The organism is Halomonas tibetensis, assembly GCF_042643535.1.
Classification (GTDB): domain Bacteria; phylum Pseudomonadota; class Gammaproteobacteria; order Pseudomonadales; family Halomonadaceae; genus Halomonas; species Halomonas tibetensis.
The window spans coordinates 170228-187210 of record NZ_JBHRSQ010000006.1 but is presented as its reverse complement, the minus strand read 5'-3'; the positions used below and the strand labels follow the sequence as shown (position 1 = coordinate 187210).

Genomic DNA, 16983 nt, shown 5'->3' with positions numbered 1-16983 from the left:
CGCCCCCTATGCTGTTGGCAGGACGTCGCGTGGCTCAGTCACCCGGGGTTGACTGTCGTGGTATGATTGCCATTCGAATTGATGCGAGGAATCTTACATGGGTGTAGTGGCCAAGCGGTCGTCGATGACCTTCTACTCGGGCGGTGCAGATCACTTTAGCCATCGCGTGCGGATCGTGCTCGCCGAGAAGGGCGTGGCAGTGGACATCGTCGAGGTCACCGACGAGCAGCGCCCCGAGGAGCTTGCCGACCTCAACCCCTACAACAGCGTGCCCACTCTGCTGGACCGTGAGCTGGTGCTGTATGAGTCCAAGGTGATGATGGAGTATCTGGACGAGCGATTTCCTCATCCGCCCCTCCTGCCGGTCTACCCGGTGGCGCGTGCCCAGAGCCGACTGTGGATGCACCGCATTGAGCGTGAGTGGTGCCCGCTGGTCGAGCAGATCGAGAAGGGACCCAAGAAGGAAGCCGACAAGGCGCGCAAGGAACTGCGCGAGAGTCTGGTGGGTATCTCGCCGATATTCGAGGATATGCCCTACTTCATGAGTGAGGAGTTCACCTTGGTGGACTGCTGTCTCGCGCCGGTTCTCTGGCGGCTACCGGCATTGGGTATCGACCTGCCCGAGAAGCAGGTCAAGCCCTTGCTGGCCTATATGGAGAGGGTCTTCGACCGCGAGGGGTTCAAGGCCTCGCTGAGCGAAGTCGAGCGCGAAATTCGCAGCTGAAACCACCGCCCCCGGCCTGATCGGGGGCCGCAATCCGGAGGGCCTGACGATGTCATCTAGTCGCCCCTACTCAAGCCGTCCCTACCTGGCCAGGGCTCTGTATCAGTGGCTTGTGGACAATGATCTGACACCCTATATCGTGGTCGACGCCGAACAGCCCGGTGTGGAAGTGCCGCGACAGTTCGTGCAGAACGGTCAGATCGTGCTCAATCTCTCGCCCGGCGCGGTACGAGACCTGTTCATGGAGAACGAGGCGCTGGGTTTTTCCGCCCGCTTTGGCGGCCAGCCGATGCGGGTGATGGTTCCCAATTCGGCGCTGGTGGCCATTTACGCCCGCGAGAATGGCGTCGGCATGGTGTTCGGCCATGAGCCGGTACTCGCCAGCGAGGAGGCAGGGAAGGAGCCAGGGCCGGGTCTAGCCAGCGTGGATGCCGATGGAGAGTCACACGGTGCGCCTGATGATGATAGCGCGTCCGATGACGACGGCTCTCCCAAAGGCGAATCATCGCCACGAAAAAACGAGCCATCGCCACGCAAAGGCAAGCCTTCTCTGAGGGTGATCAAGTAAGTCGCCGAGCACCTGGACGCTCCAGGTCAATGCGTCATGCACGACATGCAAAACGGCAGGCCTATGGCCTGCCGTTTTGCATTCTGCTGCTGAAAGGGTGGCTCAATCCATATAGTCGAACACCTTGACGATGCGCTGCATGCCACCGACGTTTGAAACAGCTTGAACAATGCGGTCGGCCTCGGTTCGGCTGACAATGCCCATCAGGTAGACGCTGGCGTTTTCGGTGATCACGCGGATGCGTCCCGAGTCGATGCGGTCGTTGGCGGCCAGGTTGGTTCGGATGCGTGTGTTGAGCCAGGTGTCTGAAAGTCGCTGGCTGGCCGGCAGGTTGGCGGCCACCGAGAGCTCATTGTGCACTTCGCGCACATTGCGAACCTCATGAGCAACTTCGCTGGCCTTATCCTTGAGCTCCTGGCTGGGCACCTGGCCGGTAAGCAGTACCACGCCGTTGTAACTGTCCACGTTGATGCGAGCATCACCCAGGCGGGCATCGATGCGAGGCATGTTGTGGCTGACCTTGGTCTCGATGCTCTGGTCCTCGACCTGGGCACCGGCGGTGCGTTTGCCGTAATTCTCGTCGATGGTGCCCTGGTGAGTGACGCTGGTGACGGTGGTGCAGCCGGTCAGGCCCAGGACGGCGGCCAGCAGGAGAGAACTGAGCAGGGGTTTGCGGATTATCATGGTCACTCGCTTGTACCGAAGAGTTGTTCGTCAATAAGGTCACAGAGGCAGTGGATCACCAGCAGGTGTACCTCTTGAATGCGGGCCGTTGAGGTGGCCGGGACGCGGATCTCGCAGTCGTCCTGGCCGAGCAGGGAGGCCATGTTGCCGCCGTCACGACCGGTCATTGCCACCACGCTCATGTCACGATCGTGGGCGGCCTGGATGGCCTGGATAACGTTGCCCGAGTTGCCGCTGGTAGAGATGGCCAAGAGAATATCGCCGGGTTGTCCGAGCGCGCGAATCTGCTTGGAGAACACTTCGTTATAGCTGTAGTCGTTGGCAATGGACGTTAGCGTCGAGGTGTCGGTAGTGAGCGCCAGGGCCGGTAGGCTGGGCCGCTCGCGTTCGAATCGGTTAAGCAGCTCCGACGAGAAGTGCTGGCTGTCTCCGGCGCTGCCGCCGTTGCCGCATGCCAGGATTTTGCCCTCATTGACGAGGCACTGGACCATCATTTGGCTTGCCACCTCGATAAATGGAGGCAGGACTTCGCTGGCATAGGTCTTGGTGTCGATGCTGGCGTTAAAGTGGCCGAGAATACGCTGCTGGAAATCCATGTGGTGTCCGGGTCCTTTGGCAGTTTGGCGTGACCGGTCAGTACGCATCGAAGGCGTTGGCGACCCAATTATACTCGAGGTGGGGCGGCAGGCCGGTAACGGCCAGCACATCGAAGCGGCAAGGACATGATAGCCGGTTGCGCTGGAGATAAAAACGCGCAGCCCGGATCAGCCGACGCTGCTTGGTGAAGGTGACGGTTTCTAACGGATGGCCATGGCGGGTATTGGCCCGATGGCGAACTTCAACGAATACCAGCATATCGCCGTCTCGCATCACCAGGTCCAGCTCGCCGCCCTTGGCATGCTGGTTGGCTGCCACCAGCACCAAGCCTTGTTCGGCGAGCCATGTCGCGGCGAGGCGCTCGATGGCCTCGCCGCGAGCTCGTGCGTCACGGGGTCCGTTCGTCACCGAATACCCCGGGGATCAGGATCGGTTGGGGAACGCCGTTAACGAACTTCGCCCAGGGCAGCTGGCGCTCGATGCGTCCGTCACTGCCCGGGCGAAGCGTGCCGGTAGCGCCCTGCAGTTCGCTACCGGAAATGGCCTGCAGCTGGGGCAGGCGACGGGCCAGCTCAAAGGCATCGACCCCCATGGCATTCAGGCGGAACAGCCGCGGGTCCGCCCCCTCTCTCAATGCTTGATAACTTTCCAGGAAGGGGAGCGCCTCGATGCCCCCCACCGCGGCCTCGGGAATCTGCCACGGGATATCCAGGAACTGAACGTCGTTCAGGTCGTGGTCGAGACGAGGGTTAAGGCGTCCCTCGAAGAGCTGCGAGGTAGCGTAGATCGGCAGCTGGCTGGCGCCGTAATAATCCAGGGTTGGTGGCACTTGGCGAGCATAGTCGGGCAGAGCGAGCAGGAACAGCGCTTCCGGGCGGGGGTTGCTGATGGCGCGCCGTGTACTGTCGGTGGCCGGGGCGCCGGGGTTGTAGCGCACGGCGTTGGTGACTTCGCCGCCGCGAGCCTGCCACTCATTCCAGAAAGCCTCGCCCACTCGGCGGCCCCAGTCGTTGTCGGGTACCAGCAGGGCGACCCTGCGGTGTCCGTCGCGCCAGGCACGTGCGGCAGCCTGTATGGCCTCATCTTCGGCGGAGAGCCCGTACTGGAAAAGTCCGGCGGCGGTGTTGCGGTCGGCGTTTCCATAATTTAGCGCCAGAGTGGGTAGTGCCACTCGGTCGAGGGACTCCAACTGGCCTACCTGGTCCTTGTCCAGAGGACCGACCACTACCTGGGCGCCGCGGTTTTCGGCCTCCCGGTAGAGGGCTTCCAGGTCGCCTCGAGCGGCGTCGAAAAAGCTCAGCTGGATGCTGTCGCCCGCGCTGCGCTGCTGCGTGCGCATGCCCTCGGCGATGGCCGAGGCAGGCTGTGCCAGGGGGCCGGACTCCGGCAGGAATACCGCAATATGACGGACTTCGAAGCCGCGCAGCTCATTCAGCGTGATCAGGGAAGCGGGCAAATGGCGGGCGGCGGGATGGCGACCGTTGCGTCCGCGCCACTCCTCAAGGCGGTCAAAGAAGCGATCGATATTGCCGCCGCTGGAGCGATACAGATCGGCGAGCGCGACCCAGCCCTGGGTCAGGGGGTCTGTCTGCTGTGCCAGGTCGCCCAGCGCCTGGCGGTTCATGCGGGTAAGGGCCTCCCAGATTGAATCATTGAGTGCGACGTCGTTGCTTGCGGCCTGGACGCGCAGTAGCGCTCGGCCGGCAGCGGCCGGCTCATCCTCGGCCAGCAGCGCTAGCCCCCTTCGCTCAAGCAGTGACATGGCTTGGCCAGGGTCCAAGGGCAGATCGTTCAGGTTGCGGGTGGCCTGGATGACCGCTTGAGTATTACCGAGTGCTTCGCCGAGATCGGCTAGCAGCACGGCCCAGCGTGCGCGCTGGGACCCCTCGAGCAGACCATCCTCGATGTCCGCTGCAATCTCCAGCGCCTGGGTGCGCTCCCCCTGTCGTGCTAGGATGTCTGCCGCTTCCAGGCGTGTCCTGGCCGCCTGGGCTGGCTGCTGCTGGCCAGCCTGTTCGAGCAGGCGTGCCGGGTCATCTTCCGTCACGCGATCAACGATGGCGGGCGGCACGGCACAGCTCGCCAGCAGCATCGCACAGAGCGCGGTGGCCAGCAGGCCGCGAGTGGGTATCCGCATGAATTCATCCTCAAGTCCGTTGTGTCGGCCACTTTGCCGAGGAGCCGCAGGTGTCAAATGGTAACGTAGCCTCATTGTACGTGGTCGCCACTCCGATTGGGAATTTGGAGGACCTTAGCTCGCGGGCGGCGCGGCTGCTGGGTGAAGTGGCGGTGATAGCCGCCGAGGATACCCGTCATACCGGTCGACTGTTGCGCCACCTGGGGCTGTCGGTGCCGATGCTCTCGCTGCACGAACACAACGAGGCGGCTCGGGTTGAACAGCTGGACGCCAGGCTGGTTGCCGGGGAGTCCGTTGCTCTCGTCAGCGATGCGGGCACACCGCTGATCAGCGACCCTGGCTTTGTGCTGGTTCGCGAGCTGCGTGCCCGGGGGCGGCGTATCGTGCCGGTGCCGGGTGCCTGCGCTCTGGTGGCGGCCCTATCCGCGGCGGGTTTACCCACTGATCGCTTCACCTTCCAGGGATTTTTGCCGGCCAAGGGAGCGGGGCGCCGCGGTCGACTGGAATTGCTGGCCGCCCGTGAGGAGACGCTGGTCTTCTACGAGTCGCCCCACCGCATCCGCGACACTCTGACCGACCTGGCGACGGTGCTGGGCGAGCGACGGCTGGTGCTCGCCCGGGAACTGACCAAGACCTTTGAGACCTTTCTGGACGGCTCTGCCGCTGAGCTTCTTATCCGCATGGAAGTCGATCCCGACCAGGTCCGGGGCGAATTCGTGGTGATGGTGGCCGGCGCCCCGCCGCGGGAAGAAGATGAGGCCGCGGTGGTCGAGGGAGAAGCGCTGATGGCGGCGTTGCTGGCCGAGGGTGTCGGCGTCAAGCAGGTCGCGGCGGTGGCGTCGCGAGTGCTGGGCGGGGCCAAGAAGGTCTGGTATGCCCGCGCCCAGGCACTGAAGGATATGAGCGTATAGCAACGCCAGGCGAGGCTCGCCGACGCGTCGGAGGCGAGCCAACCAGCGTTGTCAAATCTTGCCCGGATGAAGTCGGTTGTTGAGGGGGTGTCGGGGCACTGGTATCCTTGCGCCGGGAGTCGGCCAGACAGTCGCCGCCGAAGCAATTCGGGGGAGGAAAGTCCGGGCTCCACAGGGCAGAGTGCCAGGTAACGCCTGGGCGGCGTGAGCCGACGGAAAGTGCAGCAGAGAGTAGACCGCCTACGTCTCCTCCGGGAGGCCGGTAAGGGTGAAAGGGTGCGGTAAGAGCGCACCGCGCGCCTGGCAACAGTGCGTGGCAAGGTAAACCCCACTCGGAGCAAGACCAAATAGGAACCCCATGACGTGGCCCGCGTCGGGTTCGGGTAGGTTGCTTGAGGGTCGTGGTGACGCGCCCCCTAGAGGAATGACTGTCTACGACAGAACCCGGCTTATCGGCTGACTCCCTCCTGATTACCATCCCTGAGCGTGCGGCTTGTTGCCGACACGTCAGCCCATGATCGAGAAACGCATGTCGTCATCCGCACCTGATATAGCTCCGCGGAGCTTCCGCCATGCCAGCGTGCTGCTCGACGGCGCCGTGGAGGCCCTGGTGCATGACGCCGACGGGGTCTATCTGGACGGCACCTTCGGCCGTGGTGGCCACTCAAGGGCCATCCTCGCCCGTCTGTCGCCGGCCGGACGGCTTCTCGCCATTGATCGCGACCCCGAGGCCATCGTCGACGCGGCCTCCATCGATGACTCCCGCTTCACCATCGAACGTGCCGAGTTCGCCCGCCTGGGCGAGATCGCCCAGAAGAATGGCGTGCATGGTCGCCTGGCCGGCATTCTGCTCGATGTGGGCGTCTCCTCACCGCAGCTCGACGACCCCGAGCGTGGCTTCAGCTTCATGCGCGACGGCCCCCTGGACATGCGCATGGACCCCTCTCAGGGGGAAAGCGCCGCGGCCTTCATTGCCAAGGCAAGGGAGGCAGAGCTGACCCGGGTGTTCAAGGAGTATGGCGAGGAGCGCTACGCTCGGCGGCTCGCCAGGGCCATTGTCGCCCGACGCGCCGACCAGCCCTTCGAGCGCACTGCGGATCTGGCCGAGGTGGTCAAGATTGCCCACCCCGCCTGGGAGAAGCACAAGCACCCTGCCACCCGGGTCTTCCAGGCCCTGCGCATCCACGTCAACGCCGAGTTGGAACAGCTTGATGCCGCTCTGGAGGCTGCTCTGGAGGCGCTTGCCCCCGGTGGCCACCTGGTGGTGATCAGCTTTCACTCCCTTGAGGATCGCCGCGTCAAGCGTTTCATCCGGCATCATGTGCGTGGCGATACCCACCTGCCGCGGGGCATCCCGATTACCGACGACCAGCTCGAGCGGCGTCTGGAGGCGCTGGGCAAGGCCCAGCGTGCGGGACCCCAGGAGGTGGACGAGAACCCCCGGGCGCGCAGCGCTGTGATGCGAGCGGCTCGCAAGCGTTATTGAGGTAGGCGACATGACACAGGGACGAACCTCGACATCGGGTTTTGGCTGGCCGCTGGACCTGCGGCCCAGTCTGTCGCTGATGGTGGTAGTGGCACTGCTGATAGCCTGTCTGGCCAGTGCCCTGGCGGTGATCACTGCCAGCCATCTGACTCGTGAACAGTATGGTCGCATGCAGCAGCTCGAGCGCGAGCAGAACCAGTTGCAGACCGAGTGGGGTCAGCTACTGCTCGAGGAGAGCGCCTGGTCGTCGCCGGCGCGCATCGAGCGCCTGGCCATGCAGCGTCTGGAGATGCGCCTGCCTGACGTCGATGAGGTCGAGGTGATCCAGCCATGAGCACCGAGGTTCGCAGCGGCGTTTCACCCCGCCGTCCACCTCCCATGGCCCCCATGGGAGGGGTGCGCTACGTCATCATGCTCTCCATCGTGCTGCTGGGGCTGGGCCTGCTGGTGGGGCGTATCGTTATCCTCCACGTGGTCGACCGCCCCTTCCTGCAGGGGCAGGGCGATGCTCGCACCCTGCGCACCGACCCGCTTCCCGCCCACCGCGGCATGATCAGCGACCGTAACGGAGAGCCCCTGGCCATCTCCACGCCGGTGGTGACCCTGTGGGCCAACCCCCAGGACGTGCCCGAGGATCCCATCCAGCGCTTGCAGCTGGCCCGTTCACTGGGTATGACGCTTGATGATCTCGATGCACGTCTGGATCGCTTCGCCTCTCGGGAGTTTATGTACCTGCGCCGTCAGCTAACGCCTGAGGCGGCCCAGCGTGTGCTGGACCTGCGAATCCCCGGGGTCTACCGCCAGGATGAATACAAGCGCTACTACCCGGCGGGCGAGGTGGCCGCCCAGCTGCTCGGTGTCACCAACGTCGACGACGTGGGCCAGGAGGGCCTCGAGCTTGCCTATCAGCCCTACCTGGCCGGAGAGCCGGGGCAGCGGCGTGTACTAAAAGACCGCCGTGGTCGCCTGGTGCGTGACCTCGAAGTGCTGCGCGAGGCGCGCCCCGGTGGCGAGTTGACGCTGTCCATCGACCAGCGCCTGCAGTATATGGCTTACCGTGAGCTGAAGACGGCAGTGGCCGAGCACGACGCCGACGGCGGCGTGGTGGTGATGATGGATGCCCGTACTGGCGAGGTGCTGGCCATGGCCAATCAGCCCTCCTATAACCCCAACAATCGCGCGGGTCTCGACCCCCGCGGCCTTCGCAACCAGGCCATCGTCGACGTCTTCGAGCCCGGTTCGGTGGTAAAGCCGCTGGCCATGGCGGCGGTCATGGAGAGCGGTCAGTTTCCTCGCGACGTGGTGGTGGACACCTCGCCGGGCTGGATGCGCATCGACCGATTTACCATCCGCGACATCCGCAACTACGGCGAGCTGAGCCTGGCTGGCATCCTCGAGAAGTCCTCCAACATCGGCATGTCGAAGCTGGTGCTGGCGCTCGATGATCCCCTGGTGCCGGATCTCTACCGTCGGGTCGGCTTTGGCCAGAGCCCCGAGACCGGCTTCCCCGGTGAGTCCACCGGCACCCTGCCGGCACCCGTGCGCTGGTCGAGCAGCCAGTGGGCGGCTCTCTCCTACGGCTATGGCCTGTCGATCTCAGCGCTGCAGCTGGCCAGCGCCTACACTTCCCTGGCCAATGGCGGCATGCGCCTGCCGCCTTCGCTGCTCAGGCTGCCGGCGCCGCCGTCGGGTGAGCAGGCCATCGACCGCGCCGTGGCCCACGATTTGCTGCGAGTCATGGAGGAGTCCGTTCAGCCCAACACCGGGGCGAGGCGCGCCATGGTGGCGGGCTATCGAGTGGCCGGAAAGTCCGGCACGGTTCGCAAGACGGGTGCCGGTGGCTATGTGCAGGATGCCTATCGCAGCCTGTTCGCCGGCATTGCGCCGGTGTCGGACCCGCGCATCGTCACCGTGGTGATGATCGATCACCCCCGAGGTGACAGCTATTATGGCGGCGCCGTGGCCGCACCGGTTTTCTCCCGCGTTGTTGGCAGCGCTCTGCGCCTCCTCGACGTGCCCCCCGATCTGCGTAGTCGCTGAGGCCCATCATGTCGACGATCCCCCCCGTTTCTCGAGACTCGCGAGGCCCCGCATGCAGGTGACGTCATCACGTCTGGTGGAGACACTAGGGCGCCTCTGGCCCGACGCCGCCCCCCTGACGACCCTGGCCGGCGAGTCGATCCGGCTGTGTACTGACAGTCGCCAGGCCGCCCCGGGGGGAGTGTTTGTGGCAGTGCCCGGCGTGGCCGCCGACGGTCGCGATTTCATCGCATCGGCCTTGGCCGCCGGGGCCGATGCGGTGCTCTGCCACGTCGACGATGAGCGTTCCTGTCCCGGCGATCCCCGGGTAGTGGCGCTGCCCGCCCTTCGCGAGCGCCTGGGCGAGCTGGGGCGCGAGCTCTTTTCTGTGCCTGGTAGCCTGGAGCTAATCGGCGTGACCGGCACCAATGGCAAGAGCTCGGTGACCCACTACATTGCCGAGCTGAGCCAGGCCCTCGGCACCGAGGCCGGCCTGGTGGGTACCCTGGGCCATGGGCGGCCGGGGGCGCTGCACGATGGCGGACTGACCACGCCCGGGCCCCTGGCGCTGCAGGCGGCTCTCGCCGAGTTGGCAGGCGCCGGCGTGCGCAGAGTGGCCATGGAGGTCTCCTCTCATGCTTTGGAGCAGGGTCGTCTCGATGGCTGCCGGCTGAGCGCTGCGGTGTTCACCAACCTGACCCGAGACCACCTGGACTACCATGGCAGCATGGCCGCCTACGCCGCTGCCAAGGCGAAGCTGTTTCGTCGTGAAGAGCTCACACTCGCCGTGGTCAATGCCGACGATCCCCTGGCGAGATTGATGCTGGCCGGCCTGCGCAAGGGCGCGCGGGTGTTGGCCATCGGGCAGGATGAGGCGGTGACCTTCCGGGTGGTCGATTGGCACCCCCATGCCGAGGGGCAGCGGGCGCTGGTGGCTACCCCCGAGGGGGAACGAGTGTTGGAGACGTCGCTGCTCGGCCGTTTCAACCTCGATAACGTGCTGCTGGCCATGGCTACCCTCTACGGGCTGGGGCATGACATCGGCGAGCTGTTCGATGCCGCCGCGAGGCTCGCCCCGGTGCCGGGGCGCATGGAGGCCCTGGTGCGCCCCGGCGCGCCCAGCGTGGTCATCGACTACGCCCACACCCCGGATGCCCTGGACAACGCCCTGGCCGCCCTGCGTGACCACCTGCCGGTGGATGGGCAGCTGTGGTGTCTGTTCGGCTGCGGCGGCGATCGGGATTCCGGCAAGCGCCCGCTGATGGCCGCCGCCGCCGACCGCCACGCTGACCGCCTGGTGATCACCGATGACAACCCACGTGGCGAGGAGCCGGCAGCGATTCGCGCCCAGGTGCTTGCCGGTCTGGCGGCGCGGGCGAAGGCACTGGAGATCGACGGTCGCAGCGAGGCCATCGCCCGGGTACTGGCCGAGGCCGACGCCGCGGATGTCGTGCTGATCGCCGGCAAGGGGCACGAGGCCTATCAGGAGATCGCCGGCGTGCGTTACCCCTTCTCCGATCTGGCGGAGGCCGAGCGTGCGCTGGCCGCCCGCCGCGGGGGGAGCGGTAACGGGGACGCGGGTGAGGGCTTGTCATGAGCCGCTGCGGGTTGACCACTCTGGCCGAGGTGGCTGAGGCGCTGGGGCTTCCTGCTCCGGCCGGAGACCTGCCCATCGGCGATATCGCGACCGATACACGTCGGTTGACCCCGGGCAGCCTGTTCGTGGCACTCAGGGGCGAGCGTTTCGATGCCCATGACTTCCTCGACCAGGCGCAGGCGGCCGGTGCCGTCGCGGCCGTGGTCGAGGCCGGCGCCATGGCAGACAGAAGCGCCGTGCCCGACGGCCTGGCCCCACTCGAGGTAGCCGATACCCGCCTGGCCCTGGGGCTGTTGGGTCGCGCCCGTCGCCGGGCCTGGGGCGGCCCTCTGGTGGCAGTGACCGGCAACAGCGGCAAGACCACCGTCAAGGAGCTGCTGGCCTGTTTGCTGTCGCGGCGCGGGGCGACGCTGGCCACCCGCGGCAACCTCAACAACGACTTCGGCGCACCGCTGACCCTGCTCGAACTCAACGATGTGCACCGCCAGGCGGTCGTGGAGCTCGGTGCCAACCACCTGGGGGAGATCGCCTGGACCAGCGTGCTGGCTGAGCCTACGGTGGCGGTAATTACGAATGTCACCGGTGCCCATGTCGGCGAGTTCGGCGGCATGGGGCGCATTGCCCAGGCCAAGGCGGAGATCCTCGCCGGCTTGCCGCTCGACGGCGTGGCGGTTCTCAACCGCGACGACGCCTACTTCGCCATCTGGGAGCGCCTCGCCGCCCCCCGCGAGGTGCGCGACTTCGGCCTCGACCCTCAGGCGCGGGTCACTGCCACCGCGCTGGCCTGCGATGCCCTGGGGCGCTATGCTTTCACGCTTGTCGCGGACGGTGCCGAACTGGGACGAGTTCAGTTAGGCCTGCTCGGGCGCCACAACGTGGCCAACGCGTTGGCCGCCGCCGCTGCTGCCCTGGCTCTGGGCCTGGCAGCTGATGATGTGGTGACCGGCCTGGGCGACGTCATGCCCATGGCCGGGCGGCTATCGGTCACTGTTGGCGTCAACGGCTCGCGACTGCTGGATGATACCTATAACGCCAATCCCGGCGCCGTAAAGGCGGCGCTCGACCTGCTGGTCACGCTGCCGGGCCCACACTGGTGCCTGCTGGGCGCCATGGGGGAGCTGGGGGAGGCCTCCGAACGGCTGCATGCCGAGATCGGAGATCACGCACGGAAACTGGAAATTGATTTCCTCGGTACCTGTGGCGAGGCGGCTAGAGCTGCCTCCCGCGCCTTTGGCGCAGGCGGGTGCCACTTCCAAGAGCGCGAGGCGCTGGTGCGTCACGCCCTCGACCATCTTCCTCCCGGCGCCAGCGTGCTGGTAAAGGGATCGCGCAGTGCCGCCATGGAGCAGGTGGTGACGGCATTGCGCCAGGATCGATCAAGGTGAACGCGATACATGCTGCTCTATCTGGCTGAGTTTCTGGCGCCATACTTCAGCGCCTTCAATGTCTTCATCTATCTGACCCTGCGCATGATTCTGGGTACCATCACGGCCCTAGTGCTCTGCCTGTGGCTGGGCCCGGTGATGATCCGCCGGCTGGTCGAACGTCAGATTGGCCAAGCGGTGCGCGATGATGGCCCCCAATCCCATCTCTCCAAGGCTGGCACGCCCACCATGGGCGGTGCCATGATCCTGATGGCCATCGCCGTCAGCACCCTGCTGTGGGGCGATCTCGCCAACCACTACGTGTGGATCGTGCTGGGCGTGACCCTCGGCTTCGGCGCCATCGGCTGGGTGGACGACTACCGCAAAGTGGTGGAAAAAAATCCCCGCGGCCTGCCGGCGCGCTGGAAGTACCTGTGGCAGTCGGTGGTCGGCCTGGTCGCCGCGGTGCTCCTCTACGTGACCGCGGCCTCGCCGGTGGAGACCAGCCTGATCGTGCCGCTGTTCAAGGACGTGGTGCTGCCGATGGGGTGGTTCTTCATCGTGCTGACCTACTTCGTGATCGTCGGCAGCTCCAACGCGGTGAACCTCACCGACGGCCTGGATGGCCTGGCCATCATGCCCACCGTGCTGGTGGCCATGGGCCTGGCGGTGTTTGCCTACGCCAGCGGCAACACGGTGTTCGCCAACTACCTGCAGATTCCCTTCATTCCCGGGGCTGGCGAGCTGGCGGTATTCTGCGCCACTATCGCCGGCGCGGGGTTGGGTTTCCTGTGGTTCAACACCTATCCTGCCCAGGTGTTCATGGGCGACGTGGGGGCGCTGGCGCTGGGGGCTGCGCTGGGCGTGGTGGCGGTGATCGTGCGCCAGGAGATCGTGCTGTTCATCATGGGCGGCATCTTCGTCATGGAGACCGTATCGGTGATCCTGCAGGTGGGCTCCTACAAGCTTACCGGACGGCGCATCTTCCGCATGGCTCCTCTGCACCACCACTATGAGTTGAAGGGCTGGCCCGAGCCTCGAGTCATCGTTCGCTTCTGGATCATCACCGTGGTGCTGGTGCTGATCGGGTTGGCCACCCTCAAGGTGCGCTGAGCGAAGGCTTTCACGCGGTCAAGGAGCAGGATATGTTCAAGGTGCCGACAGGTGTCACTCTGGTGGTCGGGCTCGGAATCTCCGGCCGCGCCATCTGCCGTCATCTTGAGCGCCAGCGGGTTCCCTACATGGTGGCCGACACCCGTGCAGCGCCACCGGGCATGGACGATTTCCATGCCGCCCACCCCAGCGTCGTGATCCACTGCGGTCAGCTCACCGAACTCGATCTCGCCGGGGTGGAGGAGGTGGTGGTGAGCCCGGGCGTCGATCCCCAGACCCCGGGACTGGCCGAGCTCTCCGGCCGGGTACGCGAGGCCACCGGTGAACCGATGGTGGTGGGCGAGATCGCGCTGTTCGTACGTTCGGCCAGGGCCCCCATCGTTGCCATCACCGGCTCCAACGCCAAGTCCACCGTGACCACCCTGGTCGGTGAGATGGCCATCGAGGCCGGTCGCCGGGTGGCGGTGGGGGGCAACCTGGGCACCCCGGCCCTGGACCTGCTGGCCGATGAGCCCGATGCCGACTTCTATGTGCTGGAGCTTTCCAGCTTTCAGCTCGAGACCACGCCTCGGCTGGGGGCGGAGACCGTGGCTTTCCTCAATCTCTCCGAGGACCACCTTGACCGCCACGGCAACATGGCCGGCTACCGTGCTGCCAAGCTCGGCATCTTTCGCGGTGCCCGCCACGGCGTGGTCAACGCCGATGATGCGAACACATGGCCCGAGGCACGGCTTCCGGCTCAGGACCGCTTTACCACGCGCCCGCCCCAGGCCGGCGAGTGGGGCATCGGCCGTCACCACGGCAGTGACTGGCTGATGCATGGGGAGAGCCTCCTGATGCCCGCCGCCCAGGTTCGCCTGGCTGGGCGCCACAACCAGGCTAACGCCCTGGCAGCGCTGGCCATGGGACATCGGCTGGGTTTGCCGTTGGAGGCGATGTGCCGCGTGCTGCGCCGCTTTCCGGGCCTGCCCCACCGCGGTGAGCTGGTGGCCGAGGCAGGCGGCGTGCGCTGGATCAACGACTCCAAGGGCACCAACGTGGGCGCCACCCTGGCCGCCATCGCTGGGCTCGGCCCGACCCTCGAGGGCAAGCTGATCCTACTGGCGGGCGGGGTCGGCAAGGGGGCGGACTTCACCCCTCTGGCAGACCCCCTGGGGCGTTTCGGCCGCGAGGCGATCCTCTTCGGCCTGGACGCCGAGCGCCTGGAGCGCGCCATTCGCGGTCGGCTGCCCGTCACCGTGGTGGAGGACCTGCAGGCGGCGATGGGGCGCGCCGCCCAGATCGCCGAGCCCGGCGACTGCGTGCTGCTCTCACCGGCCTGTGCCAGTCTCGATCAGTTTGCTAACTATCAGGAGCGCGGCGAGGTATTCCGGCGCTGGGTGCATCGTCAGCTGACGGAGGGGAGGTCATGAAGCCACCGTTCCGACTGACCAGGCTCCGCGAGCGGCTCTCCACCCGGGATCAGCCCTTCGACGGATGGTTGGTGATTGCGACGCTGTCGCTGATGCTGATCGGCTGGGTGATGGTGACCTCGGCGTCGTCTGAAGTGGCGGCGAGCCTCACCGGCAACCCCTGGTATTTCAGCATCCGCCACGGCTTCTTCCTGGTTGTGGCGTTGATCGTGGCGGCCTTCGTGCTGCGCATGCCTCTGGCCTGGTGGAAGGTCAACGGCCCGTTGCTGCTGCTGGTGGGCATCGCACTGCTGGTGCTGGTGCTGATGGTGGGGCGAGAGATCAACGGCAGCAAGCGTTGGCTCTCGATCCCCGGGGTGCCCTTCAACCTGCAGGCCTCGGAGGTCGCCAAGCTGTGCCTGATCGCCTACATGGCCGGCTATCTGGAGCGTTTCCTGCCCCAGGTCCGTCGGCAGTGGGGTGCCTTCCTGCGGCCGCTACTGGTGCTCGCCGTTATCGGGGTGCTGCTGATCCTGGAGCCCGACTACGGCGCTGTGGTCGTCATGACTGCCTGTGTGATGGGCATGCTGCTGATGGCCGGGGCCCCCTGGGGGCGTTTCCTGCTGCTTGCGCTGGTGGTGGTGGCGGGTGGTGCGTTCCTGGCCGTGGCCGAGCCCTACCGTCTGGCGCGCTTGACCAGCTTCGCCGATCCCTGGGCCGACCAGTTCGCCAGCGGCTACCAGCTGACCCAGGCGCTGATCGCCTTTGGTCGGGGTAGCTGGCTTGGCATGGGGCTTGGCAACAGCGTGCAGAAACTCTTCTATCTGCCCGAGGCCCACACCGACTTCGTCTTCGCTGTGCTGGCCGAGGAGCTCGGTCTGTTTGGTGCCGTGGGAGTGGTGGGTCTTTTCGCCCTCCTGATCTGGCGGGCCATGGCGGTGGGACGGCGCGCCGAACTGGCCCGCCAGCCCTTCGCCGCCTACCTCAGCTATGGCATTGCCCTGGTGATCGGCGCCCAGGCTTTTATCAACATTGCGGTGAGCAGCGGCATGCTGCCCACCAAGGGCCTGACCTTGCCGCTGCTCAGCTATGGCGGTTCAAGCCTGCTGGTCAGCGCGGTGATGATGGCGCTGCTGTTGCGCGCCGATATCGAGACCCGCCAGGCTCGGCGACGGGCGAGCCCCGCGGCGCCGCGTGCCGACGAACGCCGTGACGCCTCGGGCCCTACCTCAGGTCCACCTTTTCAGCCACTCTCTCAACGAGAAGCTAAACGACAAGGAGCCACCAAGTGAGTAAGCGACCTGGACGTCGCGCCCTGATCATGGCCGGGGGCACCGGGGGTCACGTTATTCCAGCCCTCTCCCTGGCTCGGGGGCTAGCCGCCGAGGGGGTGGAAGTGGCCTGGCTGGGTAGTCCCCGCGGCATCGAGAATCGTCTGGTGCCGGAGGCGAAGTTTCCCCTGCATCGTATTGCGGTGGCCGGGCTGCGGGGCAATGGCGCGGCCGGCTGGCTGCTGGCACCGTTCAACCTGACCCGGGCCGTGTGGCAGGCGTGGCGGGTGATTCGCCGCTTCGATCCCCAACTGGTGGTGGGGCTCGGTGGTTTCGCCAGTGGCCCCGGGGGGCTGGCCGCCTGGCTGTCACGCCGCCCGCTGGTGATTCACGAGCAGAATGCCGTGGCCGGGCTGACCAATAGGGCGCTCTCGCGGCTGGCGCGGCGCGTCTATGCGGCATTCCCCCAGGCCTTTGGTGAGCGCGGCGAGGTGATCGGCAATCCGGTGCGCGAGGAGATCGCCGCCCTGGGTGAGACGCCGCGTACGGCCGAGGCCATGCGCGGCAGGCGCCTGCGTCTGCTGGTGGTGGGAGGCTCGCTGGGAGCCCAGGTGCTCAACGAGCGTCTTCCCGAGGCGTTGGCGCGACTACCCGAGGTCGCGCGCCCCGAGGTGCGCCATCAGGCGGGGCGCGACAAGGAGGCCACTACCCGTCAGGCCTACGCCGAGCAGGCTGTGAACGCTGAGGTGACCCCCTTCATCGATGACATGGCCGAGGCCTATGGCTGGGCCGACCTGGTGGTATGCCGGGCCGGTGCGCTGACCGTGGCGGAACTCGCTGCCGCGGCCAAGCCGGCGCTGTTCGTGCCATTCCCCTTTGCGGTAGATGACCACCAAACGGCCAATGCCAGGGCACTGGTGGAACAGGAGGCCGCCGAACTGCTGCCCCAGCCAGAACTCAGCGCGGCGACGCTGGCCAATCGGCTGGCGGCGCTGCTCGACCCCGACACTCTCGCCACCATGGCCGCGCGAGCGCGAGCCTGCGCGCATCTCGACGCCGTCGAGCGCCTGGTGGACGGCTGCATGGAGACAGGTTTTGAGCGATAGCACAACACGGCCGGT

16 protein-coding genes and 1 other RNA gene are annotated in these 16983 nt (G+C 66.2%); 13 read left to right on the top strand and 4 right to left on the bottom strand.

What is annotated here, in order from left to right:
- The first annotated feature begins 97 nt into the window (after nt 1–97).
- Together sspA and ACFODV_RS01880 are read left to right on the top strand one after the other, a co-directional pair.
- On the top strand, nt 98–724 hold the full coding sequence (sspA, locus tag ACFODV_RS01885) for a stringent starvation protein SspA (RefSeq protein WP_379753760.1): 627 nt from the start codon (nt 98–100) through the stop codon (nt 722–724).
- Between the two features lie 49 nt (nt 725–773).
- A complete protein-coding gene (locus ACFODV_RS01880) occupies nt 774–1292 on the top strand; it encodes a ClpXP protease specificity-enhancing factor (protein ID WP_379753757.1) in 519 nt (172 codons plus the stop codon).
- A gap of 102 nt (nt 1293–1394) precedes the next feature.
- Here the strand turns inward: ACFODV_RS01880 and ACFODV_RS01875 are convergent, their stop codons facing one another.
- Genes ACFODV_RS01875 through ACFODV_RS01860 form a run of 4 tightly spaced genes read right to left on the bottom strand, consistent with a single transcriptional unit; the run spans nt 1395 to nt 4710 of the window.
- On the bottom strand, nt 1395–1976 hold the full coding sequence (locus ACFODV_RS01875; protein ID WP_379753755.1) for a BON domain-containing protein: 582 nt from the start codon (nt 1974–1976) through the stop codon (nt 1395–1397).
- A gap of 2 nt (nt 1977–1978) precedes the next feature.
- Entirely contained in the window at nt 1979–2572 is a 594-nt protein-coding gene (locus ACFODV_RS01870; protein WP_379753752.1) for a phosphoheptose isomerase, read from the bottom strand.
- Nucleotides 2573–2609: 37 nt separating this feature from the next.
- Nucleotides 2610–2981, bottom strand: a complete 372-nt coding sequence (locus tag ACFODV_RS01865; RefSeq protein WP_379753749.1) for a YraN family protein — start codon at nt 2979–2981, stop codon at nt 2610–2612.
- Nucleotides 2962–4710, bottom strand: coding sequence for a penicillin-binding protein activator (locus ACFODV_RS01860; RefSeq protein WP_379753746.1), 1749 nt, complete (start codon nt 4708–4710; stop codon nt 2962–2964). The genes ACFODV_RS01865 and ACFODV_RS01860 overlap by 20 nt, the downstream gene beginning before the upstream one ends.
- Nucleotides 4711–4760: 50 nt before the next feature.
- Here ACFODV_RS01860 and rsmI point away from each other — a divergent pair, with 50 nt between their 5' ends.
- The 11 genes from rsmI to murG all read left to right on the top strand — a co-directional run bounded on the left by rsmI (nt 4761) and on the right by murG (nt 16968).
- On the top strand, nt 4761–5621 hold the full coding sequence (gene rsmI, locus ACFODV_RS01855; RefSeq protein ID WP_379753743.1) for a 16S rRNA (cytidine(1402)-2'-O)-methyltransferase: 861 nt from the start codon (nt 4761–4763) through the stop codon (nt 5619–5621).
- 115 nt (nt 5622–5736) lie between these two features.
- Nucleotides 5737–6089: RNase P RNA component class A (gene rnpB / locus ACFODV_RS01850), an RNA gene on the top strand.
- A 61-nt stretch (nt 6090–6150) separates the two neighbouring features.
- Complete coding sequence (rsmH, locus tag ACFODV_RS01845; RefSeq protein ID WP_379753740.1) at nt 6151–7107, top strand: 16S rRNA (cytosine(1402)-N(4))-methyltransferase RsmH; 957 nt, start codon at nt 6151–6153, stop codon at nt 7105–7107.
- Between the two features lie 10 nt (nt 7108–7117).
- Nucleotides 7118–7441: a cell division protein FtsL gene (ftsL, locus tag ACFODV_RS01840; RefSeq protein WP_379753737.1), complete on the top strand. Its 324-nt coding sequence runs from the start codon at nt 7118–7120 to the stop codon at nt 7439–7441.
- Complete coding sequence (locus ACFODV_RS01835) at nt 7438–9147, top strand: peptidoglycan D,D-transpeptidase FtsI family protein (RefSeq protein WP_379753734.1); 1710 nt, start codon at nt 7438–7440, stop codon at nt 9145–9147. The genes ftsL and ACFODV_RS01835 overlap by 4 nt, the downstream gene beginning before the upstream one ends.
- Before the next feature lie 52 nt (nt 9148–9199).
- Entirely contained in the window at nt 9200–10723 is a 1524-nt protein-coding gene (locus ACFODV_RS01830) for a UDP-N-acetylmuramoyl-L-alanyl-D-glutamate--2,6-diaminopimelate ligase (RefSeq protein WP_379753731.1), read from the top strand.
- On the top strand, nt 10720–12108 hold the full coding sequence (locus tag ACFODV_RS01825; protein WP_379753729.1) for a UDP-N-acetylmuramoyl-tripeptide--D-alanyl-D-alanine ligase: 1389 nt from the start codon (nt 10720–10722) through the stop codon (nt 12106–12108). Before ACFODV_RS01830 ends, ACFODV_RS01825 begins: the two co-directional genes overlap by 4 nt.
- A gap of 9 nt (nt 12109–12117) precedes the next feature.
- Complete coding sequence (gene mraY, locus ACFODV_RS01820) at nt 12118–13200, top strand: phospho-N-acetylmuramoyl-pentapeptide-transferase (RefSeq protein WP_379753726.1); 1083 nt, start codon at nt 12118–12120, stop codon at nt 13198–13200.
- Nucleotides 13201–13232: 32 nt separating this feature from the next.
- Nucleotides 13233–14612 (top strand): UDP-N-acetylmuramoyl-L-alanine--D-glutamate ligase, encoded by a 1380-nt coding sequence (gene murD, locus ACFODV_RS01815; protein ID WP_379753723.1) that lies wholly within the window; start codon nt 13233–13235, stop codon nt 14610–14612.
- The gene (ftsW, locus tag ACFODV_RS01810; RefSeq protein ID WP_379753720.1) at nt 14609–15883 is read left to right on the top strand and encodes a putative lipid II flippase FtsW; all 1275 of its coding nucleotides are present in this window, start codon (nt 14609–14611) and stop codon (nt 15881–15883) included. Before murD ends, ftsW begins: the two co-directional genes overlap by 4 nt.
- Nucleotides 15884–15912: 29 nt before the next feature.
- Nucleotides 15913–16968: an undecaprenyldiphospho-muramoylpentapeptide beta-N-acetylglucosaminyltransferase gene (gene murG / locus ACFODV_RS01805; protein ID WP_379754297.1), complete on the top strand. Its 1056-nt coding sequence runs from the start codon at nt 15913–15915 to the stop codon at nt 16966–16968.
- Nucleotides 16969–16983 lie beyond the last annotated feature (15 nt).

Bases quoted from the DNA above. Each gene is read 5' to 3' on its own strand.
- sspA (WP_379753760.1), top strand. From the start codon at position 98: ATGGGTGTAGTGGCCAAGCGGTCGTCGATGACCTTCTACTCGGGCGGT.
- ACFODV_RS01880 (WP_379753757.1), top strand. From the start codon at position 774: ATGTCATCTAGTCGCCCCTACTCAAGCCGTCCCTACCTGGCCAGGGCT.
- ACFODV_RS01875 (WP_379753755.1), bottom strand. From the start codon at position 1,976: ATGATAATCCGCAAACCCCTGCTCAGTTCTCTCCTGCTGGCCGCCGTC.
- ACFODV_RS01870 (WP_379753752.1), bottom strand. From the start codon at position 2,572: ATGGATTTCCAGCAGCGTATTCTCGGCCACTTTAACGCCAGCATCGAC.
- ACFODV_RS01860 (WP_379753746.1), bottom strand. From the start codon at position 4,710: ATGCGGATACCCACTCGCGGCCTGCTGGCCACCGCGCTCTGTGCGATG.
- rsmH (WP_379753740.1), top strand. From the start codon at position 6,151: ATGTCGTCATCCGCACCTGATATAGCTCCGCGGAGCTTCCGCCATGCC.
- ftsL (WP_379753737.1), top strand. From the start codon at position 7,118: ATGACACAGGGACGAACCTCGACATCGGGTTTTGGCTGGCCGCTGGAC.
- ACFODV_RS01835 (WP_379753734.1), top strand. From the start codon at position 7,438: ATGAGCACCGAGGTTCGCAGCGGCGTTTCACCCCGCCGTCCACCTCCC.
- ACFODV_RS01830 (WP_379753731.1), top strand. From the start codon at position 9,200: ATGCAGGTGACGTCATCACGTCTGGTGGAGACACTAGGGCGCCTCTGG.
- ACFODV_RS01825 (WP_379753729.1), top strand. From the start codon at position 10,720: ATGAGCCGCTGCGGGTTGACCACTCTGGCCGAGGTGGCTGAGGCGCTG.
- mraY (WP_379753726.1), top strand. From the start codon at position 12,118: ATGCTGCTCTATCTGGCTGAGTTTCTGGCGCCATACTTCAGCGCCTTC.
- murD (WP_379753723.1), top strand. From the start codon at position 13,233: ATGTTCAAGGTGCCGACAGGTGTCACTCTGGTGGTCGGGCTCGGAATC.
- ftsW (WP_379753720.1), top strand. From the start codon at position 14,609: ATGAAGCCACCGTTCCGACTGACCAGGCTCCGCGAGCGGCTCTCCACC.
- murG (WP_379754297.1), top strand. From the start codon at position 15,913: ATGGCCGGGGGCACCGGGGGTCACGTTATTCCAGCCCTCTCCCTGGCT.